This window comes from Polaromonas naphthalenivorans CJ2 (assembly GCF_000015505.1).
GTDB lineage: Bacteria > Pseudomonadota > Gammaproteobacteria > Burkholderiales > Burkholderiaceae_C > Polaromonas > Polaromonas naphthalenivorans.
Map to the genome: position 1 here is coordinate 4,212,208 of NC_008781.1, position 23,145 is coordinate 4,235,352.

Annotated in this window: 24 protein-coding genes; 10 read left to right on the forward strand and 14 right to left on the reverse strand. The window is 63.5% G+C overall.

Annotation, left to right across the window (positions count from 1 at the left end; translation table 11 throughout):
* Positions 1–23 precede the first annotated feature (23 nt).
* The 10 genes from PNAP_RS19670 to sucC form a co-directional block, all read right to left on the reverse strand.
* Positions 24–533, reverse strand: a complete 510-nt coding sequence (locus PNAP_RS19670; RefSeq protein WP_011803308.1) for a pilin — start codon at positions 531–533, stop codon at positions 24–26.
* 292 nt (positions 534–825) lie between these two features.
* A complete protein-coding gene (locus tag PNAP_RS27200; protein ID WP_157040338.1) occupies positions 826–1,035 on the reverse strand; it encodes a hypothetical protein in 210 nt (69 codons plus the stop codon).
* Between the two features lie 41 nt (positions 1,036–1,076).
* Positions 1,077–1,244: a HepT-like ribonuclease domain-containing protein gene (locus PNAP_RS27725; RefSeq protein WP_198140656.1), complete on the reverse strand. Its 168-nt coding sequence runs from the start codon at positions 1,242–1,244 to the stop codon at positions 1,077–1,079.
* Positions 1,241–1,381, reverse strand: a complete 141-nt coding sequence (locus PNAP_RS27730) for a ribonuclease HepT family protein (protein ID WP_198140657.1) — start codon at positions 1,379–1,381, stop codon at positions 1,241–1,243. Before PNAP_RS27730 ends, PNAP_RS27725 begins: the two co-directional genes overlap by 4 nt.
* Positions 1,382–1,394: 13 nt before the next feature.
* Positions 1,395–1,688, reverse strand: a complete 294-nt coding sequence (locus tag PNAP_RS19680) for a nucleotidyltransferase family protein (protein ID WP_011803309.1) — start codon at positions 1,686–1,688, stop codon at positions 1,395–1,397.
* A 208-nt stretch (positions 1,689–1,896) separates the two neighbouring features.
* Entirely contained in the window at positions 1,897–2,463 is a 567-nt protein-coding gene (locus tag PNAP_RS19685) for an FHA domain-containing protein (RefSeq protein WP_011803310.1), read from the reverse strand.
* Between the two features lie 39 nt (positions 2,464–2,502).
* Positions 2,503–3,288, reverse strand: coding sequence for a Stp1/IreP family PP2C-type Ser/Thr phosphatase (locus tag PNAP_RS19690; protein WP_011803311.1), 786 nt, complete (start codon positions 3,286–3,288; stop codon positions 2,503–2,505).
* Between the two features lie 153 nt (positions 3,289–3,441).
* Entirely contained in the window at positions 3,442–4,143 is a 702-nt protein-coding gene (locus PNAP_RS19695; protein WP_011803312.1) for a TerC family protein, read from the reverse strand.
* Positions 4,144–4,255: 112 nt separating this feature from the next.
* A complete protein-coding gene (gene sucD, locus PNAP_RS19700) occupies positions 4,256–5,152 on the reverse strand; it encodes a succinate--CoA ligase subunit alpha (RefSeq protein ID WP_011803313.1) in 897 nt (298 codons plus the stop codon).
* A 17-nt stretch (positions 5,153–5,169) separates the two neighbouring features.
* Positions 5,170–6,330 (reverse strand): ADP-forming succinate--CoA ligase subunit beta, encoded by a 1,161-nt coding sequence (gene sucC / locus PNAP_RS19705; RefSeq protein WP_011803314.1) that lies wholly within the window; start codon positions 6,328–6,330, stop codon positions 5,170–5,172.
* Positions 6,331–6,565: 235 nt separating this feature from the next.
* On the opposite strand from sucC, the gene argC reads away from it, so the two are divergent.
* On the forward strand, positions 6,566–7,477 hold the full coding sequence (argC, locus tag PNAP_RS19710) for an N-acetyl-gamma-glutamyl-phosphate reductase (RefSeq protein WP_011803315.1): 912 nt from the start codon (positions 6,566–6,568) through the stop codon (positions 7,475–7,477).
* 111 nt (positions 7,478–7,588) lie between these two features.
* Here argC and recX read toward each other — a convergent pair whose 3' ends face one another.
* Positions 7,589–8,095 (reverse strand): recombination regulator RecX, encoded by a 507-nt coding sequence (gene recX, locus PNAP_RS19715; protein ID WP_011803316.1) that lies wholly within the window; start codon positions 8,093–8,095, stop codon positions 7,589–7,591.
* 78 nt (positions 8,096–8,173) lie between these two features.
* Entirely contained in the window at positions 8,174–9,328 is a 1,155-nt protein-coding gene (gene recA / locus PNAP_RS19720) for a recombinase RecA (RefSeq protein WP_011803317.1), read from the reverse strand.
* 188 nt (positions 9,329–9,516) lie between these two features.
* Between recA and PNAP_RS19725 the strand changes: the two genes are divergently transcribed.
* The 6 genes from PNAP_RS19725 (at position 9,517) to PNAP_RS19750 (ending at position 16,812) form a co-directional block, all read left to right on the forward strand.
* On the forward strand, positions 9,517–10,014 hold the full coding sequence (locus tag PNAP_RS19725; RefSeq protein WP_011803318.1) for a MarR family winged helix-turn-helix transcriptional regulator: 498 nt from the start codon (positions 9,517–9,519) through the stop codon (positions 10,012–10,014).
* A gap of 144 nt (positions 10,015–10,158) precedes the next feature.
* Positions 10,159–10,833, forward strand: coding sequence for a response regulator (locus tag PNAP_RS19730; protein WP_011803319.1), 675 nt, complete (start codon positions 10,159–10,161; stop codon positions 10,831–10,833).
* 76 nt (positions 10,834–10,909) lie between these two features.
* Positions 10,910–12,295 carry a sensor histidine kinase gene (locus PNAP_RS19735; RefSeq protein ID WP_157040442.1) on the forward strand — a complete coding sequence of 462 codons (1,386 nt, stop codon included), beginning with the start codon at positions 10,910–10,912 and terminating at the stop codon, positions 12,293–12,295.
* 271 nt (positions 12,296–12,566) lie between these two features.
* Positions 12,567–13,367: a gamma-glutamyl-gamma-aminobutyrate hydrolase family protein gene (locus tag PNAP_RS19740; protein WP_041377488.1), complete on the forward strand. Its 801-nt coding sequence runs from the start codon at positions 12,567–12,569 to the stop codon at positions 13,365–13,367.
* 233 nt (positions 13,368–13,600) lie between these two features.
* Positions 13,601–15,832 carry a 4Fe-4S binding protein gene (locus tag PNAP_RS19745; RefSeq protein WP_011803322.1) on the forward strand — a complete coding sequence of 744 codons (2,232 nt, stop codon included), beginning with the start codon at positions 13,601–13,603 and terminating at the stop codon, positions 15,830–15,832.
* A complete protein-coding gene (locus PNAP_RS19750; protein WP_011803323.1) occupies positions 15,829–16,812 on the forward strand; it encodes an FAD:protein FMN transferase in 984 nt (327 codons plus the stop codon). Before PNAP_RS19745 ends, PNAP_RS19750 begins: the two co-directional genes overlap by 4 nt.
* A 111-nt stretch (positions 16,813–16,923) precedes the next feature.
* Here PNAP_RS19750 and PNAP_RS19755 read toward each other — a convergent pair whose 3' ends face one another.
* The gene (locus PNAP_RS19755; RefSeq protein ID WP_011803324.1) at positions 16,924–19,896 is read right to left on the reverse strand and encodes a DNA topoisomerase III; all 2,973 of its coding nucleotides are present in this window, start codon (positions 19,894–19,896) and stop codon (positions 16,924–16,926) included.
* 197 nt (positions 19,897–20,093) lie between these two features.
* Between PNAP_RS19755 and PNAP_RS19760 the strand changes: the two genes are divergently transcribed.
* From PNAP_RS19760 to PNAP_RS19770, 3 genes are read left to right on the forward strand one after another with little or no spacing between them, the layout of a single operon-like run.
* Positions 20,094–20,627 carry an SET domain-containing protein gene (locus PNAP_RS19760; RefSeq protein ID WP_011803325.1) on the forward strand — a complete coding sequence of 178 codons (534 nt, stop codon included), beginning with the start codon at positions 20,094–20,096 and terminating at the stop codon, positions 20,625–20,627.
* 55 nt (positions 20,628–20,682) lie between these two features.
* Positions 20,683–21,561 carry a biotin--[acetyl-CoA-carboxylase] ligase gene (locus tag PNAP_RS19765; RefSeq protein WP_041376837.1) on the forward strand — a complete coding sequence of 293 codons (879 nt, stop codon included), beginning with the start codon at positions 20,683–20,685 and terminating at the stop codon, positions 21,559–21,561.
* Positions 21,555–22,244 (forward strand): SPOR domain-containing protein, encoded by a 690-nt coding sequence (locus tag PNAP_RS19770; protein ID WP_011803327.1) that lies wholly within the window; start codon positions 21,555–21,557, stop codon positions 22,242–22,244. Before PNAP_RS19765 ends, PNAP_RS19770 begins: the two co-directional genes overlap by 7 nt.
* Positions 22,245–22,339: 95 nt before the next feature.
* Here PNAP_RS19770 and ypfH read toward each other — a convergent pair whose 3' ends face one another.
* Complete coding sequence (gene ypfH / locus PNAP_RS19775) at positions 22,340–22,978, reverse strand: esterase (protein WP_011803328.1); 639 nt, start codon at positions 22,976–22,978, stop codon at positions 22,340–22,342.
* Positions 22,979–23,145 lie beyond the last annotated feature (167 nt).

A 23,145-nucleotide genomic window follows, 5' to 3' on the forward strand; every position in this document is an offset into this window, starting at 1 on the left:
GTCACCCTCAAACTAAGGTTTGATTAGCTGCAAGTCTTGGGCAAGAACTTATCGGGAGTAGTGGTCAATGCATTACCCGTCGCTGTTCTGCAGTTAAAGTTAACTGTGGCGCTATTGGCGACCACATCAAAGTAAATTGCCTTGCCTGCAATACCAGGACCGGCGGTGGTGCTGTTGAAAGTAGTTAGTGCCGTGCAACCGGTAATATCGCCCACCGCTGAAATAACTGCAGTGCCGCCAAAAAGCACACTAGCCACATATTTACCCTTGATAGCCGTAGAAATTGGCAGTGCGTTGGGAGTGCCTGCCGCAGCAGCAGCGGTATTGTTTGGACAAGTCGTGCCAACCAGATTATCCAACCACGGCGTCTTGGCGCCATCCGTCAAAATGAACGCTTCACCCGCTTGAGCACGCTGGGTGTAATCTTGATACGCAGGCAAAGCCACGGCAGCCAAAATACCGATGATCGCGACAACGATCATCAATTCGATCAGGGTGAAACCCTTTTGAACCATTTGCATAGAACGCTTCATGAAAAACTCCTTGGTTGGAAAAACTTGCCAAGAACTACAGCAGGTTTTGTGCCAAGTCTTTCAAATTCACTTCCGCCATGCAGATCGTGATTTTTCTCACAATTGAAACGCCAAGGTTACTTTTTTGACACTCTGAATTGAATTTACCGACATTTTTGTCACTTGACTATCAACCTAATCAGTTTTACCCATCAAGACGCTACCTTTTACCCAGTTGGGGTACTCAACCCATAAGCGATGAAGAAATGGTGAAACGTCTATGACAGCCCACCCTCCTCCTAGGCTTGGGTCATCAGCCGCCTTCCCGCAGATGGAACTGCGCTGTTGCGTTCCGCCAGCGCCAAAGCCTGGCGCATGCCTTCCTGCACACCAGCGACCACGGCGGCAGGATGGTAAACGCAGTACACATCGCGGCCAAAAACCTGCAGTTCTCCAGGGCGGGATAACCGCGGGCGCGTGATGCTTCACCGCTGCGCCCGCCACGGCGCAGTTTCAGCGCCATGGTTCTGTCCACCGATTCGATGCCACCGAACCCGGATTGATTCAGGGTTTGTGCAGCATGGCGCTAACAGCGTGTGTCAAGGGCTCCAGGTGCCTGTCCACGACGGTTGCCACCGTGTCGGGGTCAATATCACCCAGGTAGTTATGCACCAGGATATTGCGAAACCCGCTGATCTCGCGCCAGGGAACATCGGGTTGCTCAGCCTTCAATGTGTCGGGTAGTTGTTGCGGGCTTCAGACAGGCTTTGAAGGTTGCGTAAAGCCGCGTCGTACAGCACCTGATCTTGGGCCAGGTCGCCTCGTGCCTGTATGTGCCGGATGCGCTCGATGGCATCCAGAATATGCAAGTCATAGGGTTGCTCATAGCTCAACCACTTCGCGCAGGACTTGTTCGCGAATATGGCGATTCAGTTCGTGTTCGGGTATCAATTCCACCGGGCGTTTGAGCAATTGGGCCAGTTGATCGGTCAGGGGGATGCGCTGGGCAAACAAGTCGTAGCCGCGCGGAAAATCCACAAGAAAGTCCACATCACTGTCGGGGCGCTCTTCACGCCGGGCCACGGAGCCAAACACACGAATGCGGCGAGCCCCGTACCGGCGGCTCAGTGTTTGTATGACATCGCGTTTTGCATGCAATTCGTCAAGCAGCATCATGATCGCTCCTAGGGGTGTCCTGGGGTGGATGGTAGTCAACGGATTCCCTATTGTGCAGCGTTCGTCATGGACGGTGCTACACAATGCAATCTATACGTAGCTTAACTGTGCTTGAGGGAGTTTTGAAAGCTGCATGCAGTTGATGCACGCCGATGCGGGTTTTTGGTGACCCGGCAATCTGTAAAAGACGCTGATTGAACGCCAGCCCTCAATGCACCACGAACTGCATCTGCGCCCCAGCCAGTTCAATCCTGTCGCCGTCCCTGAGCGCAACCGCTTCGATGCCCACAGCCACGCCATTCAGCATGGGCTGGCTGGCGCCGTCCACATGGGCAATGACAAAACCCCTAGGGCCTTTGGTGATGGTGGCCACGGCCACGCCGGGCTTGCCAAGCGTGGTCACCGCCTTGACCAGGGCCATTTCACGGCCGGCGGCGGCGCCCGACATGACGCGGATGGCGCCACTGACAGCGCTTGCGCCTGCATTGGCTTCATCGACGTACTGAATTTTGTATTTGCCGATTTCGACGATGTCGTCGTGGTGCAGTTGCTGCTTCTTGACCGTCTTGCCGTTGACATAGGTACCGTTGGTACTGTTGAGGTCTTCAATGTAGCCTTCGTTGCCCGACATCTGCAAAACGGCATGCTCGCCGCTGACGGCCATGTTGTCGATAACGATGTCGTTGTACGGCCTGCGGCCCAAGGAGGTCCGGTCTTTGGTCAACTGGACTTCCTTGAGGACTACACCGTCCAGGGAAATGATCATTTTCGGCATGGCCGACTCCTCTGAGTTTTGAAATACTTGGTCACTGCGCTATTTTCCCAGCATTCTGGACAGCAGGCCGCGCCTGGATTCGTCTTCCGTGGCGTGCACCAGCAAAACAGAAATATTGTCGCGCCCGCCGCCTTCGTTGGCCGCGTGCACCAGTTTCAGGGCTTTTTGCTGCAATGTGCCGGAGGCATGCAAAATTGCGGCCAGGATCCCATCCGGGACCATGTCCGACAGGCCGTCCGAGCACATCAGGTACACATCACCCAGTTCTACCCGGTATTCGTTGATGTCAATCAGGACCGAATCTTCGACTCCCAGGGCGCGCGTGATCAAATTCTTGTAGGGTGACGTCAGGGCCTGCTCGGGCGTCATCAATCCAGCGTCGATCTGCTCCTGCAGCAGCGAATGGTCCTTGGTGATTTGTTGAAAGGCCTGGCCGCGCAGGCGATAGCAGCGGGAATCACCGACATGACCCAGGACCAGTCGGCCTTCGACAAAAACACCCGCCACCAGCGTGGTGCCCATGCCCTCATAGTCGGGGTTGGAACAGGCTGCACTGAAAATCGAGTGATTGACGTTGTGTACGCAGGTTTCCAGGGTCCGGCGCAGTTCCCTGGCAGAGGCACGGTTGCCGGCCTGTAGCAGCCAGGAGCCCAGTTCCTGCTTGATGAAGGTGACGGCCATGCCGCTGGCAATCTCGCCCGCGTTGTAGCCGCCCATCCCGTCGGCCAGCAGGCACAAACCCGTCTGCGGATCAAACGCGACAGCGTCTTCATTGTTTTGGCGTACCCGGCCCTGATCCGTTTGAGCGAAAATTTCGTACGTCATGAGTGCTGGGTTTGACCTCTGTCTGGGTGGTTACCCCAAGTGGCCGGCGGTGGTTTAGTAACCAGTCTATTTGAGCAACTGATTGCGCCAAGCCGGATTAACGCTGGACGTTAACAGAGCACAAAGCACCCGACAAGGAATTATTGCGCGATTTCAGCCCGCTTCAGCCGGCTTTTGACGTGCCTGCATCACTTTGCCAATCACCAGCACCAAGAGCGCACCCGCAGCAGCCACGGCATAACCCAAGAATGCCGATTCGGGCAGATAAGGCTTGATGGCCGGGTCGGAGTAAGCCATCTGGCCTGCAATCCAGCCCAGCAGCATGGCGCCCAGCGTAATGACGACCGGAAAACGCTCCATCAGCTTGAGCACCAGCTGGCTGCCGCCGACGATGATGGGGATGCTGACCAGCAGGCCAAAGATGACCAGCGGCAACTGGTGCGTCTGGTGCGCGCCCTGCGCGGCACCGGCAATGGCCAAGACGTTGTCCACGCTCATGACCAAGTCGGCAATGATGACGGTCTTGACCGCGCCCCAGAGCTTGTCGCTTGAACTGATGTTGTGATCGCCCTCGTCTTCGGGCTGCAGCAGTTTCACACCAATCCACAGCAGCAAAACGGCTCCGACAATCTTGAGGTAAGGAATGGCCAGCAGGGCCAGCGCAAAGGCGATCAGGATCACGCGCAGGATGATGGCACCCGCAGTGCCATAAATGATGCCTCGGGTCCGCAGCTTTCCGGGCAGGTTGCGGCAAGCGAGGGCAATAACCACCGCATTGTCGCCACCCAGCAGAATGTCGATCATGATGATCTGGCCGACCGCCAGCCAAAAACCCGCCGTCATGAACTCTTCCATGGAAACCTCTTGAGAAATGAAAAAAGACCGATTGTCAGCGATGACAACCGGCCTGTCTGTTGTGGCTAACCGCAATTGCGCTAACTTTCGTCAGAGCAATGCGGATGCGCGTTTATTTCAGCAGCGCCTTGAGCAATTTCGCCATCTCGGACGGATTGCGCGTGACGGTGAAGCCGCAGGCTTCCATGATCGCCAGCTTGGCGTCGGCCGTGTCGGCGCCGCCAGAAATCAAGGCACCGGCGTGGCCCATGCGCTTGCCCGCTGGCGCGGTCACGCCAGCGATGAAGCCGACGATAGGCTTTTTCATGTTGGCTTTGCACCATTCGGCCGCTTCGGCTTCATCGGGGCCGCCGATTTCGCCAATCATGATGACGGCGTCGGTGTCCGGGTCGTCATTGAAGGCGCGCATCACGTCGATGTGCTTGAGGCCATTGATCGGGTCGCCGCCGATGCCGACAGCGCTGGACTGGCCCAGACCGATTTCGGTCAGTTGCGCCACGGCTTCATAGGTCAGCGTGCCGGAACGGCTCACGACGCCGATACGGCCGGCGCGGTGGATGTGGCCGGGCATGATGCCGATCTTGATCTCGTCGGGCGTGATCAGGCCGGGGCAGTTGGGGCCGAGCAGCAGGGTTTTCTTGCCGCCAGCAGCTTCCTTGGCCTTCATGCGGTTGCGCACTTCCAGCATGTCCTTGACCGGGATGCCTTCGGTGATGCAAATGGCCAGGTCCAGGTTGGCTTCAACAGCTTCCCAGATGGCGGCAGCTGCGCCTGCGGGTGGCACGTAAATCACCGACACCGTGGCGCCGGTCGCCTGGGCGGCTTCGGTCACGTTGGCGAAAATCGGGATGCCTTCAAAGTCTTCGCCGGCTTTCTTGGGGTTCACGCCGGCCACGAACGCTTCTTTGCCGTTCGCGTACTCGCGGCACATGCGGGTATGGAATTGACCGGTCTTGCCGGTAATGCCTTGCGTGATGACTTTGGTGTTTTTGTTGATGTAGATGGACATGTGTGGTTCTCCGGCGCTTACTTGACGGCGGCGACGATTTTCGTCGCGGCTTCGGCCATGGTGTCTGCGGCAATGATGGGCAGGCCGGATTCGGCCAGCATCTTCTTGCCCAGGTCTTCGTTGGTGCCCTTCATGCGCACGACCAGCGGAACCGACAGGTTCACGGCCTTGCAGGCAGCAATCACGCCGTCGGCAATGGTGTCGCACTTCATGATGCCGCCGAAGATGTTGACCAGGATGCCTTTGACATCGGGGTTCTTGAGCATGATCTTGAAGGCTTCGGTGACCTTCTCGGCCGTTGCGCCGCCGCCCACGTCCAGGAAGTTGGCAGGCTCGCCGCCGAACAGCTTGATGGTGTCCATCGTGGCCATGGCCAGGCCGGCGCCGTTGACCAGGCAGCCGATGTTGCCGTCCAGCGAGATGTAGGCCAGGTCGAACTTGGAAGCCTCGACTTCGGCCGGGTCTTCCTCGTCCAGATCGCGGTAGGCGACGATGTCAGCGTGGCGGAACAGCGCGTTCGGGTCGAAGTTGAACTTGGCGTCCAGCGCCATCAGGGCGTTCTTGCTGTCGCGGTTCAGGGGGTTGATTTCGACCAGCGAAGCGTCGGTGTCCATGTAGCACTTGTAGAGCTTCTGGAAGATGTCCACGGCCTGGGCGGTGGACTCAGGTGGCAGGCCGATGCCGTTGGCAATCTTGACGGCCTGCTCTTCGCCCAGACCCGTCAGGGGGTCGATGAACTCGGTGATGATTTTCTCGGGGGTGGAGTGCGCCACTTCCTCGATGTCCATGCCGCCTTCGCTCGACGCGATGAAGGCCACTTTTTGCGTGGCGCGGTCGGTCACCAGGGAGACGTAGTATTCTTTTTGAATGTCGGCGCCGTCTTCGATGTAGAGGCGGCGAACCTTCTGGCCTTCGGGGCCGGTTTGGTGCGTCTTGAGCTGCATGCCGAGGATTTCGCCAGCGATGCGCTTGACGTCTTCAATCGTCTTGGCGACCTTCACGCCGCCGCCCTTGCCACGGCCACCCGCATGGATCTGCGCCTTGACCACCCACACCGGGCCGCCAAGCTTTTGCGCGGCTTCCACCGCCTCTTGCACCGTGAACGCAGGAATGCCGCGCGGCACTGGCACACCAAAATTGCGCAAGATTTCCTTGCCTTGGTACTCGTGAATTTTCATGAAAAACCTTCAGGATTCAGTAAAAAGAGGGGTGCAACAGGGAGTTGGGCAGGGCTGTTGGAAAGACAAAGAACAGGCCATATCGGCTCAAAACCAGCATGTTAGCGGTTACTGCGGGCAGCAACCCGGAACTGTATCATGGTGCGACGCACAAATCTTCAACCTACCTTACACCTGCAGGAAATCCAAAATAAATAATTATGTTTGGTTTCTGCGTTGTTACTGAAAGCCTTTTATGCCCAAAATTTTTATCGACGGAGAAGCCGGCACCACAGGCCTGCAAATCCGCGAACGCCTGCAGGCCATGCCGCAGATCGAACTCGTCAGCATCGCGCCCGAATTGCGCAAGGATCCGGCCGCCAAGCGTGACCTGATGGCGCAGGTGGACCTGGTCATCCTGTGCCTGCATGACGACGCGGCGCGTGAATCGGTCGCCATGATTGATTCGCTGCCGGGCAAAAAGCCCAAGATCATCGACGCCTCGACCGCGCACCGCACGGCGCCGGGCTGGGTGTTCGGTTTTCCCGAGCTGGTCCGGGGCCAGCAGGAGGCCGTCATGGCGGCCGACCGCGTGGCCAATCCGGGCTGCTATGCCACCGGCGCGATTGCGCTGATCCGTCCGCTGGTCGATGCCGGCCTGATGCCGCCTGACTTCCCCTTGAGCCTGCCAGCCGTCAGCGGCTACTCGGGCGGCGGACGCCAGATGATCGAGGCTTACGAAGCCGGCACCGCGCCCGCCTTCGAGCTGTACGGCCTGGGCCTGGAACACAAGCATCTGCCCGAAATCATGAAATACACCGGATTGAGCCGCCGCCCTGTGTTCATCCCGTCGGTCGGCAACTTCATCCAGGGCATGCTGGTGCAACTGCCGCTGCACCTGGACCTGCTGCCGGGCCAGCCGAGCGCGGCGCAACTGCACGACGCGCTGACCGCACATTACCAAGGCAGCGAATGGGTGACGGTTGAAGCCGCACCCGAATCGGGCAAGCTCGATGCGCTGGCGCTCAAGGACACCAACCAGATGGAACTGCGCGTGTTTGGCAACGACAGCCATCACCACGCGGTGCTGGTGGCGCGGCTGGACAACCTGGGCAAGGGCGCATCGGGCGCTGCGGTGCAGAACCTGAAGCTGATGCTGGGGATATAGCCCCCACGGTCTCTCACTTCGTGTAGATCCCTGCCCCCCCGAGGGGGCCGCTGCGCCTGTGGCCCGGCAAAGCCGGTTCCACGGCCCCGGCTGGTTGTAGAGCCCCGTGTCTCAATCCTCCTCCGCCTGCGACACCACGCGGCGAATCACGTCGCCGCCAAAACCCCGCGCGGCCAGGAAGCGCATCTGCTTGGCCCGGCCGGCCGCGTCCAGCGCCGGCCCGTCGAATTTCCTGCGCCAGATGCCCTGCGCGCGTTCGAGTTCGCTGCCCTTGAGGCTGTTCACCGCTTCGGCGACAGCCTCTGCGCCCAGCCCCTTGTTCAGCAATTCGTACTTGATGCGCGAAGCGCCGAAGCGCGCGGCGCGGCGGTTGATCACGGATTCGACCACCCGCGCCTCGCTGATGAAATCCTTGGCCTGCAACTCGTCGAGCACCTGCGCCAGCTGGCCCGACGTTTCCTCATGCGGTTTTAGCTTGCGCTCCAGTTCGGCCCTTGAATGCTCCCGGGCCGCCAGATAGCGCAAGGCGCGGCCCTTGAGCGACAGGCCAAAGCCTGCCCGGGAGGCAGGTTTGGCTTCACTCACCGCGCAGTTCCCGGATGAGCGGAACTGCGCCATGCGATACAGCTATCTTTTTAATAGCTGCTTGCGCATGCCCAGTCTGCGAAAAACCCTGATTTTGCATAAAAAATCGGGTCAGGAAGCGACGGGCGCCAAAGGTGCAGCGAGCGTTTTATCAACCACCGCTTTCACCGGCTTGTCAGCCTTTTCGACTTTCTCGGGCTTGGCCGCCTTTTCAGGCTCGGCGCTGCCTTGCGCGGCCTGCACCAGCGGAATGCCCAGCGCTTCGCGCACCTTGTTTTCGATCTCGATGGCCAGCGCCGGGTTTTCCTTGAGGAATTCGCGCGAGTTGTCGCGGCCCTGGCCGATTTTCTCGCCCCGGTAGGCATACCAGGCGCCGGCCTTCTCGACGACATGGTTGGCCACGCCCAGATCAAGCACTTCGCCCAGGCGGCTGATGCCCTCGCCATACAGAATATCGAACTCGGCCATCTTGAACGGCGATGCCACCTTGTTTTTCACCACCTTGACGCGGGTTTCGTTGCCGATGACCTCGTCGCCCTTCTTGATCGAGCCGATGCGGCGGATGTCGAGACGCACCGAGGCGTAGAACTTCAGCGCATTGCCGCCGGTCGTGGTTTCGGGGCTGCCGAACATCACGCCGATCTTCATGCGGATCTGGTTGATGAAGATCACCATGCAGTTGGCCTTCTTGATGGTGGCCGTCAGCTTGCGCAGCGCCTGGCTCATCAGCCGCGCCTGCAGGCCGGGCAGCGAGTCGCCCATTTCGCCTTCAAGCTCGGCCTTGGGCGTGAGCGCCGCGACCGAGTCGATGACGATCAGATCGACCGCGCCCGAGCGGGTCAGCGAATCGACGATTTCCAGCGCCTGCTCGCCGGTGTCGGGCTGCGAGATCAGCAACTCCTGCAGGTTGACGCCGAGCTTTTGCGCGTACTGGATGTCCAGCGCATGCTCGGCATCGACGAAGGCGCAGGTGCCGCCGATTTTCTGCATCTCGGCGATGACCTGCAGCGTCAGCGTGGTCTTGCCCGACGACTCGGGGCCGTAGATTTCGACCACCCGGCCGCGCGGCAGGCCGCCGACGCCGAGCGCAATATCGAGGCCCAGCGAGCCGGTCGAGACCACCTGGATGTCCTCGATCACCTCGCCGGCGCCCAGCTTCATGATGGTGCCTTTGCCAAACTGCTTTTCAATCTGGGCCAGCGCGACGGCCAGCGCCCGGGCTTTCTCGGTGTTCAGGGCGGTGGGGGCTTTGATCGGTGCGTCCATGAAAAATTTCCTTAAAAATCAATGGGATGAAAAGTTCTGCACGTACTTTTCACCAGTATTTCAGTAAGCTTCCCGATGGAAGTACTGGGTGCATGAACAGTACTTTATGGGCAACATGGAAAGAAGTAAACCCTGTTTTTGGTCAGTTTGCCTGACGAAATGCCGCTGGATAAAGTAGCATTCACCTGATGCACGAAACCACCATTTCAAGCGCCCATGCCGGCTACGACACCAGCTGGCGCCTGACCCATCTGGGCCGGCTGATGGGTGAAGCCCTGCGCCGTTTTGACGAGCGCGTACTCTCGCTCATGGCCAGCAATGTGGAAGTACCGCTGGCGCTGTCCAACCTGGCGGCGCGCGACCAGGTCGGCGCGGCGCACATCCACATCACGCGCCACCTGGCCGTCGGCGGCTCGCGCCTGACCGACCTGGCGCTGAGTGCCGGCATGAGCAAGCAGGCCATGGGCGACCTGGTCGATCAGTGCGAAGCCTGGGGCATCGTCAGGCGCGACGCCGATCCGCATGACCGGCGCGCGCGGCGCGTGGTGTTCACCGAATCCGGCCTGGCCTGGCTGGAAGCCTTCCGCTGCGCCGTGGTGCAGGCCGAAGACGAGTTCCGCCAGGCCGTGGGCGACGATGTCGCGACCGTGGTGGCGCTGGGGCTCGAAGCGTACGCCGTGCCTTGACAGAGCCCGAGCAGCCCGGCGTGCCCCCCTGACAACCTTGTCAGGGGCATGGCGCATGGTTACCCACCTTGAGGCCTAAAATTCAAAAGAGAAAAAAACCATCACTCCGCACGTCTTGATGCGGCTGATTTCTGGAGACAAGCCATGCGTATTCTGATTGCCGAAGACGACCAGGTTCTGGCCGACGGCCTGCTGCGCACCCTGCGCGCGTCCGGCGCCGCGGCAGACCATGTGGCCAGCGGCACCGAGGCCGACGCCGCGCTGCTGACCAACACCGAATTCGACCTGCTGATCCTGGACCTGGGCCTGCCGCGCATGCACGGGCTGGAAGTGCTCAAGCGCCTGCGCGCGCGCGGATCGACACTGCCGGTGCTGATCCTGACGGCGGCCGACAGCGTCGAAGAGCGTGTCAAGGGGCTGGACTACGGCGCCGACGACTACATGGCCAAGCCGTTTTCGCTGCAGGAACTCGAAGCGCGGGTGCGCGCCCTGGTGCGGCGCGGCATGGGCGGCGGCAGCAGCACCATCAAGCACGGCCCGCTGGTGTATGACCAGGCCGGCCGCGTGGCCACGATTGACGGCCATATGGTCGAGCTGTCGGCGCGCGAGCTGGGCCTGCTCGAAGTGCTGCTGCAGCGCGCCGGCCGCCTGGTCAGCAAGGACCAGCTGGTCGAGCGCCTGTGCGAATGGGGCGAGGAAGTCAGCAACAACGCCATCGAGGTGTACATCCACCGGCTGCGCAAGAAAATCGAAAAAGGGCCGGTGCGCATCGCCACCGTGCGCGGGCTGGGTTATTGCCTCGAAAAGATTCCAGGCTGACTGAGCACGAAACCGCTTGGCTTTAAGACTCTTTCAGCGCGAGCGGCGCAGCCTGTTTGGCGAAATCCTGGACTGGATGCTCACGCCGCTGCTGCTGCTGTGGCCGATCAGCCTGGTGCTGACCTGGCTGGTGGCGCAAAACATTGCTGGCAAGCCCTTCGACCGGGCGCTTGAATACAACGTGCAGGCGCTGGCCAAGCTGCTGGTGGTCAAGAACAACCTGGTCCAGTTCAACCTGACGGCGCCGGCGCGCGAAATCTTGCGCGCCGATGACACCGACCTGATCTACTACCAGGTGATGGGAACGCATGGCGAATACCTGAGCGGCGAGCACGACCTGCCCGCGCCGCCCGATGAGGAAAAACTGGGCGACGGTGAAGTGCGGCTGCGCGAGGATGTCATCCTCGGCGAGCCGGTGCGCGTGGCCTACACCTGGATCAAGGTGGACGTGAAGGGCGCAACGCCGGCGAACCTTCCGGTGCTGGTGCAGGTGGCCGAGACGCTGGAAAAGCGCAAGACGCTGGCCACCGAGATCGTCAAGGGAACGATGGTGCCGCAGTTCGTCACGCTGCCACTGGCCGTGCTGCTGGTGTGGCTGGCGCTGGTGCGCGGCATCAAGCCGCTGGCGCAGCTCGAAAAACGCATCCGCGCCCGAAAACCGGACGACATGAGCCCGCTCGATGAAACCGGCGTGCCCGAGGAAGTGGTGCCGCTGGTCGATTCGGTCAACGACCTGCTGAGCCGGCTCAAGGTGTCGCTATCGACCCAGAAGCGCTTCCTGGCCGATGCCGCGCACCAGCTCAAGACGCCGCTGGCCGGGCTGCGCATGCAGGCCGACCTGGCGCAGCGCGAAACCGATGCCGAGCAGCTCAAGAATTCGCTCAGGCACATCGGCCAGGCCAGCATCCGCGCAACGCATACCGTCAACCAGCTGCTGGCGCTGGCGCGTGCCGAAACCACCGGCCGCGCACTGGCCAAGCAGCGCGTGGACCTGGTGAAAATCGTCTCGGAGATCATGGCCGACTCGGTGCCGCGCGCGCTGGAAAAGAAGATCGACCTGGGCTATGACGGCCCCGAGGCCGGCGAGCAGGCGACCTCCCTTCAGGGCAACCCGACCCTGCTCGGCGAGCTGGTGCGCAACCTGCTGGACAACGCCATCAACTACACGCCCCAGGGCGGCCATGTCACGCTGCGCCTGATGGTGGACCGCTTCAGCGGCATCCTGGTGCTGATCGTCGAGGACTCGGGGCCGGGCATTCCGGAGTCCGAGCGCGAACTGGTGTTCCAGCCCTTTTACCGCGCGCTGGGCACCAACGTCGATGGCTCGGGCCTGGGGCTGGCCATCGTGCAGGAAATCGCGCAGCAGCACGGCGCTGCCATCACGATAGAAGACGCCGACCTGCCGGGCCACCCGGATTCGCCGGGCACGCGCGTGACGCTGCGTTTCGTGGGCATGGGCTGAAGCGGCCCCGGCGACTCAAAAATAGCATCAAACAAGGCTTTTGCGCAATAGCCACATGCGTGTACAGCTATATTATTAATAGCATTCTGGCGCTGTCGCAACGATTGCCAGGCGCGGCGGCAGCGCCACAATGGGTCATCGTCCTATAGCCGCCAGACGCCTGCAGGCGCAAACTTTCACAGTAGCTTGTCCAGCCGGAATGACCGGCGCTAGCCATGAGACGCGCGTTAAAAATCGCCATGACTCCATTCCTCTCACCACCCAAGAAACCATGCCCGCATCCCGCCGTTTGAAGATTGGCCTTTCAGCGTGTTTTTCGCATGCCGATCCGAGCCGTTCGCTGTTTTCCGGCAAGACGCTGCAGTATGTCGAGCAGTCGATTGCGCACTGGCTGATGTCCTCGGGCGCGATGGTCGTGATGGTGCCCTGCCCGACCGGCAGCACCCAGCGCGGCGACGTGACCTATGCGCATTACGCCCAGTGGCTCGACGGCCTGGTGCTGCACGGCGGCGCCGATGTGTGGCCCGGCAGCTATGGCGAAACCCCGCTGAATGAACAATGGTCGGGCGACCGGGTGCGCGACGAGTACGACAAGGCGCTGGTCGCCGCCTTTGAAGCGCTGGGCAAGCCGGTGTTCGGCGTCTGCCGGGGGCTGCAGCTGCTCAATGTGGCCTTTGGCGGAACGCTGTACCAGGACATCACGACGCAGGTGCGGGGCGCCTTCCTTCACCGCGACGCCGACACCTACGACCTGAACTTTCACAGCGTCGATATCGTTCCGGGAACGCGGCTGTCAAGCCTGTATCCAGGCGTGGAGCGGGTGCGCGTCAACAGCATCCACCACCAGGCCATCAAGGATCTGTCGCCCGAGTTCGAAGCCGAGGCTTTCAGCGTGACCGACGGCATCGTCGAGGCGATACGCCGCAAGGATCCGGCCAAGAGCTACATCGCCGCGCTGCAGTGGCACCCCGAATTCCACCGGCCCGGCTCGGACACGATTGACGACGCGGCGGTGCTGAAGGACTTCCTCGGGGCCGTGGCCGCCAGCAAGGCCGGCCGCGCGCCCTCTTGAAGCGGCACTGCTGAAAATAGGAACATGCGCCTTGAACAGCTGTTCAGGGATTCAGCACTTGGCCGGCCTTTCGATGGAGCCGTTGCCGGTTTCACGGCGCATGCCCCTGACGGCGCGAATGGCATGCGTTTTGCACAAAGATGAGCCGGTCGCCTCGAATGCCGAAGGCAGACCTGCCGCGCCGGGACAGGCCGCTGGCACTCTATAAAAAGCGTACACCAGGAGACAGCCGAATGACCTCAGGCAAACACGCCTGGACGAACGACGGGCAGGCCAGCGGGCCGGACCCGGTTATGCGCAGGGTTCTGCCCGTGTTGCTGACGCTGCTGATCCTGTTCCTGCTGCCGGGCTTGCTGCCGGCCCAAGCCGGCGTGATGACGCGCGAGGCGATGCTCAAGGCTTTTCCCGCGCCCTTGATCGTCGGCGAGAAGGAGCGCGAGCTGCCCGTCTGGCCGATTTTGAAGCAGGACGGCACGGCGACGCCGGTGGTCGCCTATGTGTTCGAGTCCATCGACCTGGCGCCGATTCCCGGCTTTTCCGGCACGCCGTTCAATCTGCTGGTCGCGCTCGACGCCAAGGGCGCGTTCATGGACGTGCGCGTGCTCTCGCAGCACGAGCCGGTGTTTCTCGACGGACTGGGCGAAGGGCCGATGCTCGACTTCGTGCGCCAGTACAAGGGCCGGTCCCTGACGCAGAACATCAAGATCGGCAACGGCGGCAACACCAGCAACAACAGCGCCAAAGCCGGCAGCGCCAACGTGTACATCGACGGCGTGGCCAAGGCGACGGCTTCGGTGCGCATCCTGAACCAGAGCCTGCTGTCGGCTTCGCTCAAGGTGGCACGGGCCAGGATGGGCTACGCCAAGGGCCGCGACCCCGACCTGATCGCCCGCGTCCGGCAGGGCGTGTTCGCGGCGATGGACTGGGATGCGCTGACCCAGGCGGGCCTCATCACCGCCAAGCATTTCAGCAACGGCGACATCGAGCAGGCCTTCAAGGGCAGCGTGGGCGAAGGCCAGGACGCCGAAGGCCGCCGCGCGCCCGGCGAGCCTTTCATCGACCTGCACGTCGCCTACCTGAGCGTGCCGTCCGTGGGCCGCAACCTGCTGGACGCCCAGGGCTGGGCCTATCTGCAGCGCCGCCTGGAGCCGGGCGACCATGCACTGCTGGTGATCGGCAGCGGCCGCTACTCGTTCGTCGGCGAGGATTTTGTCCGGGGCGCGATACCCGACCGGCTGACGCTGCAGCAGGAGAGCCTGCCGATGGAAATCCGCGACCTCGACCTGGACGCCACGCTCAAACTCCCGCCCGCGCTGCAGGGCGCCGAGTGGCGCGTGCTGCGCATCAACGCGCCGGCCGGGCTGGACCCGGCGCAGGCGCTGAACTTCAAGCTGCGCATCACGCGCAGCAAAGGCCAGATCTACCCCGAGCAGGTCAGCCGCGACTTTGCCTTCAGCGCGGCGCTGCCCGAGGCCTATTTCGAGGCGGCGCATGCCGACAACAAGACCTGGCACGCGACCTGGCGCGAGCGCAGCGGCGAGCTGGCGCTGCTGCTGGCCGGGCTGGGGCTGCTGGCCTGGGCGCTGGCCCGGCCGGCCTGGGTGTCGCGCAGCCCGGCGCGGCTGGCGTATTTCCGCACCGGCTACCTGCTGTTCACGCTGCTGTTCATCGGCTGGTACGCGCAGGGCCAGCTCTCGGTGGTCAACCTCACGGCGCTGGTGCAGGCCTTGCTGGCCGGGCGCAGCCTGGATTTTTTCATGTACGACCCGATGACGGTGGTTTTGTGGGGCGCGGTGGCCGTGGCCTCGGTCGCCTGGGGCCGGGGCACGTTTTGCGGCTGGCTGTGTCCGTTTGGCGCGCTGCAGGAGCTGGTCAGCAAGCTGGCCAATGCGCTCGGCCTGCGCCAGCGCAAGGTGCCGGACCGCGTGGACGCGCAGCTCAAAAAGCTCAAGTTCGTGGTGCTGGCCGTGATTCTGGGCGTGGCCTGCGTTTCCGTGCCCTGGGCCGACCGGCTGGTCGAGGTCGAGCCGTTCAAGACCAGCATCACGCTGCTGTTCAACCGCGCCTGGCCCTTCGTGCTGTGGGCCGTCGCCCTGATCGTGATGAGCGCCTTTTTCTACAAGAGCTACTGCCGCTACCTGTGCCCGCTGGGCGCGGGCATGGCGGTGCTGGGGCGGCTGCGCCGCTTTGACTGGCTCACGCGCCGCGCCGAGTGCGGCCAGCCCTGCCAGCGCTGCCGCAGCGCCTGCGCCTACCAGGCGATTGAAAAGCCGGGCCAGATCGACTACGACGAATGCTTCCAGTGCCTGGACTGCGTGGCGATCTACAGCAACGAAGACCTGTGCGTGCCGCTGATCCTGAAAAACCGCCAGCCGCCTGCGCCACCCAAGCCCCGTGTTCACATCCCGATCACCGTGCTGCGCCACGGCGAAGCGGGCAAACGCCATGAAGGAGCCACCCCATGAAACGCCGTACTTTGCTGCAGTCCAGCCTGGGCCTGGGCGCCGCACTGGCCGGGTTGACGGGCAACGCGGCCACGCTCCAATGGCGTGAGCGCGCCCTGCTCGGCTTCGGCACCACGCTGACGCTCAAGGTGGCGCATGCCGACGCCGCGCAGGCCGAAGCCGCGCTGGACGCGGCCGTTGCCACCATCCGCCACATCGAAGACCAGATGAGCCTGTTCAACCCGGCCAGCGCGCTGGTGCGGCTCAACCAGGACGGCGTGCTGCGCCAGCCGCATCCCGACCTCGTGGCGGTGCTGGAACTGGCGCAATCGGTATCAAGGCGCAGCCAGGGGGCTTTCGATGTCACCGTGCAGCCGCTGTGGGCGGTGTTCGAGGCCGCCGCGCGTTCGGGGACACTGCCGTCGCCGGCTGACGTGGCAAAGGCGCGGGCGGCCGTGGGCTGGCAGCAACTCGCCATCTCAGGCAGCGAAATCCGCTTGCGCCAGCGCGGCATGGGCGTGAGCCTGAACGGCATCGCCCAGGGCTTTGCCGCCGACCGGGTGCGCGCCGGGCTGCAGGCGCGCGGCATCCGGCACGCCCTGGTCAATACCGGCGAATGGACCGCGCTGGGCAACCCGCAAGCCACGCGCCCGTGGCTGCTGGGGCTGGCCGACCCGCGCCACGAACCGGCGCTGCTGGCCCGGCTGGCGCTGGACGGCCGCAGCGTCGCCACGTCGGCCGACAACGAATGCAGCTTCAGCGCGGACAAGCGCCACCACCACATCTTCGACCCGCACACCGGCTACTCGCCCGCCGAACTCGCCAGCGTCACCGTCGCCGCGCCCAGCTGCGCCCTGGCCGACGCGCTGACCAAGGTGATGTTCGTCGCCGGATTCGAAGGCGCGCTGCGCCTGGCGCGGCAGTGGCAGGTCGATGTGCTGGTGGTGGACAAGCAGGGGCGCTGGCAGGCCACAAAGGGTTTGCAGTTGCAGGCGGCTTGAGGCGGGCCGCAGCGGGTTTGCCCGTAGTTTGAGCATCAAAAGCCGCACTTGCGCACACCCCGCCTGCGCAGGCAGCTATCAAAAAGATAGCCGCCCGCTTCCACCCAAGCCTCAGCTCAAATGCTTGCCCACGATGCCTGCCAGCTCGAACATCGTCACCTGCGGCTTGCCGAACACCGGCAGCAGCTTGGCGTCGGCGTTGATGGCGCGCTTGTTGGCCGGGTCCTGCAGGTTCTGGTCCTTGATGTAGTCCCACAGCTTCTTGATGACCTGCGGACGCGCGACCTGTTCGCTGCCGATGATGGCGGCCAGCGCGTCGCTGGGCTTGAGGCCGGCGCCGGGCGCGGCCGCCTTGCGAACCGCCTTGGGCTTGTCGCTGGCGGCGGCTGATTTCTTGGCGGCCACTTTCTTGACCGCGGCTTTCTTCGCAGCCGGCGCGGCCGCAGCCTTGACCGCCACGGTCTTGCCGAACGGCGTCTTGATCGTGCCAGCGCCGGCCCTGGGCGCCGCGCCCGGCTTGGGCGGGAACTTGGACGGGGCGAATTCAAAATTCACCTTGCCCGCTTCCGCGTCCCACACCAGCATGGCCTTGAAGGCGCGGCGCGTGCGCATCGAGACGAACTTGTCGAGCAGGTCGGTCTTGCCGGTGGCCAGCAGTTTGCTCATCTGCTCGCGCTCGATGGGCTGCTGCAGGATCACCTGGCCGGTCTTGAAGTCGCAGCTTGGCGTCGGCTGCTCCAGCGTGGGCACGGATTTTTCGCAGACGTAGTTCTTGCCCAGCTCGTACACGTTAGCGGCGCATTTCGGGCACGCGCCCAGGGATTCCTGGTCGCCAAAATCGACGATCTCGCCGGTGTCGGCATTTTTGTCGTCGCCGAAATCGAATTCGAGCTTGTAGTTTTTCGTTTCCTCGTCGAACTTGAGCACCATCTCGGCGGTGAACGGCCAGCCCGCCTTGGAGCGAAAACCCTCCAGCGGGCCGATTTTCTTGTCGCGCAAAAACTGCTCGACTTCCGCCAGCTCAAAGGTCCGGCCGGCCGGCGTTTTGCCAAAGCTGAAGCCGCAGCCTTCGCCGTCGCCGGTGGCGCCGGTGCAGGTATAGCGGCGGTAGTTTTCCTTGATCACGCCGCCGCAGTTCGGGCAGCGCGCCTGCAGCGTCGCATAGTCGCCGGGCACGCTGTCGCGGCTGTAACCCTTGGCCTTGGCGACCAGGTTCTTCGTCATGGCGGCAATCTCGGCCATGAAGGTCTCGCGGCTGAGCTTGCCGTGTTCCATCTGCGCGAGCTTGAACTCCCACTCGCCGGTCAGCTCGGCCTTGGACAGCTCCTGCACATCCAGCCCGCGCAGCAGCGTCATGAGCTGGAAGGCCTTGGCCGTCGGGATCAGCTCGCGGCCTTCGCGCAGCATGTATTTTTCGGCGATCAGGCCTTCAATCGTGGCGGCGCGGGTGGCCGGCGTGCCCAGGCCTTTTTCCTGCATGGCTTCGCGCAGCTCGTCGTCGTCAATCGTCTTGCCCGCGCCTTCCATCGCGCCGAGCAGCGTGGCTTCGCTGTAGCGGGCGGGCGCGCGGGTTTTCAGGGCCTTGGCATCGGCGGCCTCGACGCCGACGCGCTCGCCGGGTTTGACCGGCACGAGGCTCTGGCCCTTGTCGCCTTCCTTGGCCTCGGGCACTTCGGCGGCAGCTTCCTTGCCGTAGATCGCCAGCCAGCCCGGCTTGACCAGCACCTTGCCTTCGGTCTTGAAGCTGTGGCCGACCGACACCGAAATCCGCGTCGTCACCAGGTATTCGGCGTTCGGGAAAAACACCGCCATGAAGCGGCGCACCACCAAGTCATAGAGCTTTTGCTCGGCCTCGCTCAGGCCGCTGGGCGCCTGCAGTGTCGGGATGATGGCGAAGTGGTCGCTGACCTTGGCGTTGTCGAAGATGCGCTTGGTCGGCTTGATGTAATTGCCCTTGAGGGCCGTCGCGGCATGCGGCGCGAGGTGGTTCATGCCGCTCGTGGCCAGCATCTCGAAGGTCTGCTTCACCACCGGCACATAGTCCTCGGGCAGCGCGCGCGAGTCGGTGCGCGGGTAGGTCAGCGCCTTGTGGCGCTCGTACAGGCTTTGCGCAATCGACAGCGTGGTCTTGGCCGAAAAGCCGAACTTGCCGTTGGCTTCGCGCTGCAAAGAAGTCAAATCGAACAGCAGCCCCGGCGCCTGCGTGGTGGGTTTCGATTCCTCGGTCACCGTGGCGGTCTGGCCGCGCACCGCGTCGGCAATCGCGCGCGCCTCGCGCTCGGTCCACAGCCGGTCGGCCTTCAGCTCGGGGTCGGGCTCGGCATTGTCTGCATTGGCGGCGGCGCGCTTGAACTTCGGGTCGAACCATTTGCCCGGGTATTCGCCGGCTTCGGCCGAAAACAGGGCGTGGATTTCCCAGTAGTCGCGGCTGACGAACTTGCGGATTTTTTCCTCGCGCTCGACGACCACCGACAGCGTCGGCGTCTGCACCCGGCCGACGGTGGTCAGGAAGAAGCCGCCGTCGCGCGAATTGAAGGCCGTCATGGCGCGCGTGCCGTTGATGCCGACCAGCCAGTCGGCCTCGGAGCGGCAGCGCGCGGCGTCGGCCAGCGGCAGCATCTGCGCGTCGCTGCGCAGCGCGGCAAAGCCGTCGCGGATGGCCGCCGGCGTCATCGACTGCAGCCACAGCCGCCTGACCGGGTGCTTGCTCTTGGCGTATTGCTGGATCAGCCGGAAGATCAGTTCGCCCTCGCGGCCCGCGTCGCAGGCGTTGACCAGCGCGCCTATGTCTTTTCGCTTGGTCAGCTTGACGATGGCGTTGAGCCGCGTCTTGGTCTTGTCCATCGGCTTCAAGTCGAAGTACGGCGGAATCACCGGCAGGTTCGCAAAGCTCCACTTGCCGCGCTTCACGTCGAACTCTTCGGGCGCCTGGATTTCGACCAGGTGGCCGACGGCGGAGGTGATGACCCAGTCGTCGCTTTCAAAGTACTCGTCGTGCTTTTCAAACTTGCCCGCCGTGGGCGTGAGGGCGCGCACGATGTCTTGCGCGACCGATGGTTTTTCGGCAATTACCAGTGTTTTCATAAATATTTTTCTGACTTTTCATCTTCGGGGAACGCTGTCCCCGCCTTGCGCCAAAGCGGCTTTTTTCTATCCCTGATGCTGGACAAGCGGCTGTCAGCAAAGGCCCAAGGCTCGTCACTACAATACCGCTTTCCCGCGCATGCATGCGCGCTGGTGCGCACGCACACACATGAATTAACCATACCAAAAAAACCGCCGTGTCCAAAAAACAGGTCTCTGCCTCCCCTGCGCCGCCTGTGGCCGGCAGCGACAAGCGCCGCATCCAGACGCGCCGCTCGGGCGTTCACGGCAAGGGCGTGTTTGCGCTGCAGGACCTGGCCGAAGGCGAGACGCTGATCGAATACACGGGCGAGGTCATCAGCTGGCCCGAGGCGCTGCGCCGCCATCCGCACGACCCGGCCCAGCCCAACCACACGTTTTACTTTCACATCGACGAAGCGCATGTGATCGACGCCAAGTTCGGCGGCAACTCGTCGCGCTGGATCAACCACAGTTGCCAGCCCAACTGCGAGGCCGATGAAACCGGCGGGCGCGTGTTCATCAAGGCGCTGCGCAACATCGCGGCCGGTGAAGAGCTGTTCTACGACTACGGCCTGATCATCGACGCCCGCTACACCCCGAAGCTGCTGGCCGATTACCCCTGCTGGTGCGGCGCGCCGCAATGCCGGGGCACACTGCTGGCACCCAAACCCAAAACCAAAAGCAAAAAGAACAACAGCCGCAAAGACTGAATCCGTCATGCCGGCATCCCCTCTGTTTCAACCCTGTTTTTCGCCGGAAACCCTCATGACCTCTTCACCGTCCCTGCTGCCGCCCATCCGCTGGCCCGCCGAAGCCATCTGGGAAGCCGTGGCGCCCCTGCTACCCGGCTTCACGGTCGAGGTGCTGCCCGAGATCGACTCGACCAACAGCGAGCTGATGCGCCGCTTCAAGGGCGGCCCCGGCACGCCGCCGCAACGCGAACCGCTGCTGCTGGTGGCCGAGCAGCAAAGCGCCGGACGCGGACGGCTGGGCCGCAGCTGGCAAGGCCGGCGCGGCGACAGCCTGATGTTTTCGCTGGGCCTGCCGCTGCAGCCGGCGGACTGGTCTGGCCTGTCGCTGGCGGTCGGCATCAGCGTGGCCGAAAGCCTGGAGCCGCCCGCAGCCGGCCAGGCGCGCCATGCCGGCCGGCCGCGCATCGGCCTGAAATGGCCCAACGATTTATGGCTGTCCACGCCGCAGGGCGAGCGCAAGCTGGCCGGCATCCTGGTCGAAACCGCCAGTTGGGACGGCCTGCGTTACGTGGTCATCGGCGTGGGCGTCAATATCCGGCCGGTGGCGCTGGCGGACTCTGCCGAGACGCCCCTGGCCGCCGTGGCGCCCGGCGGCCTGCAGGAGCTGGACAGCGGCATCGACGCTGCCGAAGCGCTGCTGCGCATCGTGCCGGCGCTGGTGCAGGCGGTGCAGGCCTTCGAGCAGTTCGGCTTCGAGCCGTTCCAGGTGCGCTTCGGACTGCGCGATGTGCTGTCCGGCCGCGAGGTGCAGCTGTCGGACGGCAGCCGGGGCACGGCCCACGGCGTTGCCGAGAACGGCGCCCTGCGCGTGCATACGGCGGGCGGCATGGTGGAAGTGAGCAGCTCCGAAGTCAGCGTGCGGCCCGTGGCCGGAGGCACACCGCCGTGCTGAGAGCGCTGGTCCTGGGCCTGCTGCTGGCCAATGCGGCTTATTTCGCCTGGGGACAGGGCCTGCTGGCGGCCTATGGCTGGGCGCCCGCGCGTCAGGCCGAACCCGAGCGGCTGGCGCAGCAGATCCGGCCCGAAGCCATGCAGCTGATCCAGCCGCGCACGGCCCCGCCCGTTGACAAGCCGCCCGTTCACGCCGCTCGCACAGCGGCGATCACGGAGGAGCCTCCTTCCGACACCCAGTGCCTGCAGGTCGGCGTGTTCACCGAACAGCAGGCCCGCGCCCTGCGCCCGCGCCTGCAGGGCGGCCTGCCCGAAGGCAGCTGGTCGTTTGACAGCAGCGGCGACTCGGTGCGCTGGATCATCTACATGGGCAAATACATCAGCAAGGAAGCCATGAACCGCAAGCGCGTCATGCTCAAGCAGCTTGACCTGGCCTTCGAGCCGCCGCTCAGTCCGGTGCTCAATCCCGGCCTGTCGCTGGGCAGCTTTGCCTCCAGGGCCGAGGCCGAGAAAGCCCTGGACCAGATGAACGAGCGCGGCCTGCGCAGCGCCCGGGTGACGCTGGAGCGGCCCGAACTGCCCAGCCTGTGGCTGAAGGTGCCGGCGGCCGATGCGGCCATGCGCACCTGGCTCGATGCGCTCAAGCCCCAGCTGGCGGGCAAGGCGCTGCAGGCCTGCGCGTAGCAGGCTGGCCGGCATTGCTCCTTTTTTTATAGCTGCAAGCGCAAGCGTATCGTGCGCAAACAGCACTTTTCATCTAAATTATTGACTCCGCAACCCTACAGCGTTTTCCAGAAGCGCAGCGGCACGCAGGTCTGCAGCCGCGTGACCGCCTGGTCCATCAGCGCCGGATGCAGCTCATGCCCCAGCGTGCTGGCCACGTCCAGGGTGGCGTCGGCGCCGAGTTCCATCAAGTGCGCAAAGTCCTGGCGGGTGCGCGCCACCGGCACCACTGCGTCGTTTTGCCCGTGCAGCAGATGCAGGGTGGTGAGCGCCGGCGCCTTCGCGGGCCAGACGGCGTAGCAGCCGCCAAAGGCCAGCACCCGGCCGACCAGGCCATCGTGCGCATCGCTGAGCGCCAGCGCCAGGGTGGCGCCGGCGCCAAAGCCGGCCAGCGCGGTGTCGGACTGCAGGACGCCAAAGCGCTGCTGCTGCAGGCGCAGAAAATCGGCCAGCGCCTTGACCTGCCCTGCCAGGGCGCCGTCGTTGTCGCCCGCCTTGAGCGGCCCGGTCAGCCCTTCGGGAATCAGCACCGCCGATTCGGCAAACGCATCGCCCAGCCGGTTGCCCAGTTCCAGCATGTCCAGCGCCGAGCCGCCGGCATCGTGCAGCAGCACGAACAGGGGCCTGGGGCTGGCGGCGCCGGACAGCAGTTCGATGGATGCAACAGCGGGCGGATTCATCGGCAAGGTGGACATGGGCGGGTCGGCGTAAAGTTAAAAAGCAGGGATGAATTGTCCAGGCTTTCCCACTATGGCGCCAGCGGCTGCCCTTGCGTGTAGTCCGGATTCCCGGATGCCTGCGCGACGCAGCGGGTCGCCGCGCGGGCGCGGCGGGGGCGGGCCATCGTTGCTAAGATCATTCA

Coding starts and splice junctions, on each gene's coding strand:
- sucD (WP_011803313.1), bottom strand. CDS start 5,152: ATGTCCATCTACATCAACAAAAACACCAAAGTCATCACGCAAGGCATT.
- PNAP_RS19750 (WP_011803323.1), top strand. CDS start 15,829: ATGAAACGCCGTACTTTGCTGCAGTCCAGCCTGGGCCTGGGCGCCGCA.
- recA (WP_011803317.1), bottom strand. CDS start 9,328: ATGGACGCACCGATCAAAGCCCCCACCGCCCTGAACACCGAGAAAGCC.
- PNAP_RS19755 (WP_011803324.1), bottom strand. CDS start 19,896: ATGAAAACACTGGTAATTGCCGAAAAACCATCGGTCGCGCAAGACATC.
- recX (WP_011803316.1), bottom strand. CDS start 8,095: ATGGCGCAGTTCCGCTCATCCGGGAACTGCGCGGTGAGTGAAGCCAAA.
- sucC (WP_011803314.1), bottom strand. CDS start 6,330: ATGAAAATTCACGAGTACCAAGGCAAGGAAATCTTGCGCAATTTTGGT.
- PNAP_RS19735 (WP_157040442.1), top strand. CDS start 10,910: ATGCTCACGCCGCTGCTGCTGCTGTGGCCGATCAGCCTGGTGCTGACC.
- ypfH (WP_011803328.1), bottom strand. CDS start 22,978: ATGTCCACCTTGCCGATGAATCCGCCCGCTGTTGCATCCATCGAACTG.
- PNAP_RS19685 (WP_011803310.1), bottom strand. CDS start 2,463: ATGCCGAAAATGATCATTTCCCTGGACGGTGTAGTCCTCAAGGAAGTC.
- PNAP_RS19740 (WP_041377488.1), top strand. CDS start 12,567: ATGCCCGCATCCCGCCGTTTGAAGATTGGCCTTTCAGCGTGTTTTTCG.
- PNAP_RS19765 (WP_041376837.1), top strand. CDS start 20,683: ATGACCTCTTCACCGTCCCTGCTGCCGCCCATCCGCTGGCCCGCCGAA.
- PNAP_RS19695 (WP_011803312.1), bottom strand. CDS start 4,143: ATGGAAGAGTTCATGACGGCGGGTTTTTGGCTGGCGGTCGGCCAGATC.
- PNAP_RS19670 (WP_011803308.1), bottom strand. CDS start 533: ATGAAGCGTTCTATGCAAATGGTTCAAAAGGGTTTCACCCTGATCGAA.
- argC (WP_011803315.1), top strand. CDS start 6,566: ATGCCCAAAATTTTTATCGACGGAGAAGCCGGCACCACAGGCCTGCAA.
- PNAP_RS19680 (WP_011803309.1), bottom strand. CDS start 1,688: ATGATGCTGCTTGACGAATTGCATGCAAAACGCGATGTCATACAAACA.
- PNAP_RS19730 (WP_011803319.1), top strand. CDS start 10,159: ATGCGTATTCTGATTGCCGAAGACGACCAGGTTCTGGCCGACGGCCTG.
- PNAP_RS19690 (WP_011803311.1), bottom strand. CDS start 3,288: ATGACGTACGAAATTTTCGCTCAAACGGATCAGGGCCGGGTACGCCAA.
- PNAP_RS19725 (WP_011803318.1), top strand. CDS start 9,517: ATGCACGAAACCACCATTTCAAGCGCCCATGCCGGCTACGACACCAGC.
- PNAP_RS27200 (WP_157040338.1), bottom strand. CDS start 1,035: ATGGCGCTGAAACTGCGCCGTGGCGGGCGCAGCGGTGAAGCATCACGC.
- PNAP_RS19745 (WP_011803322.1), top strand. CDS start 13,601: ATGACCTCAGGCAAACACGCCTGGACGAACGACGGGCAGGCCAGCGGG.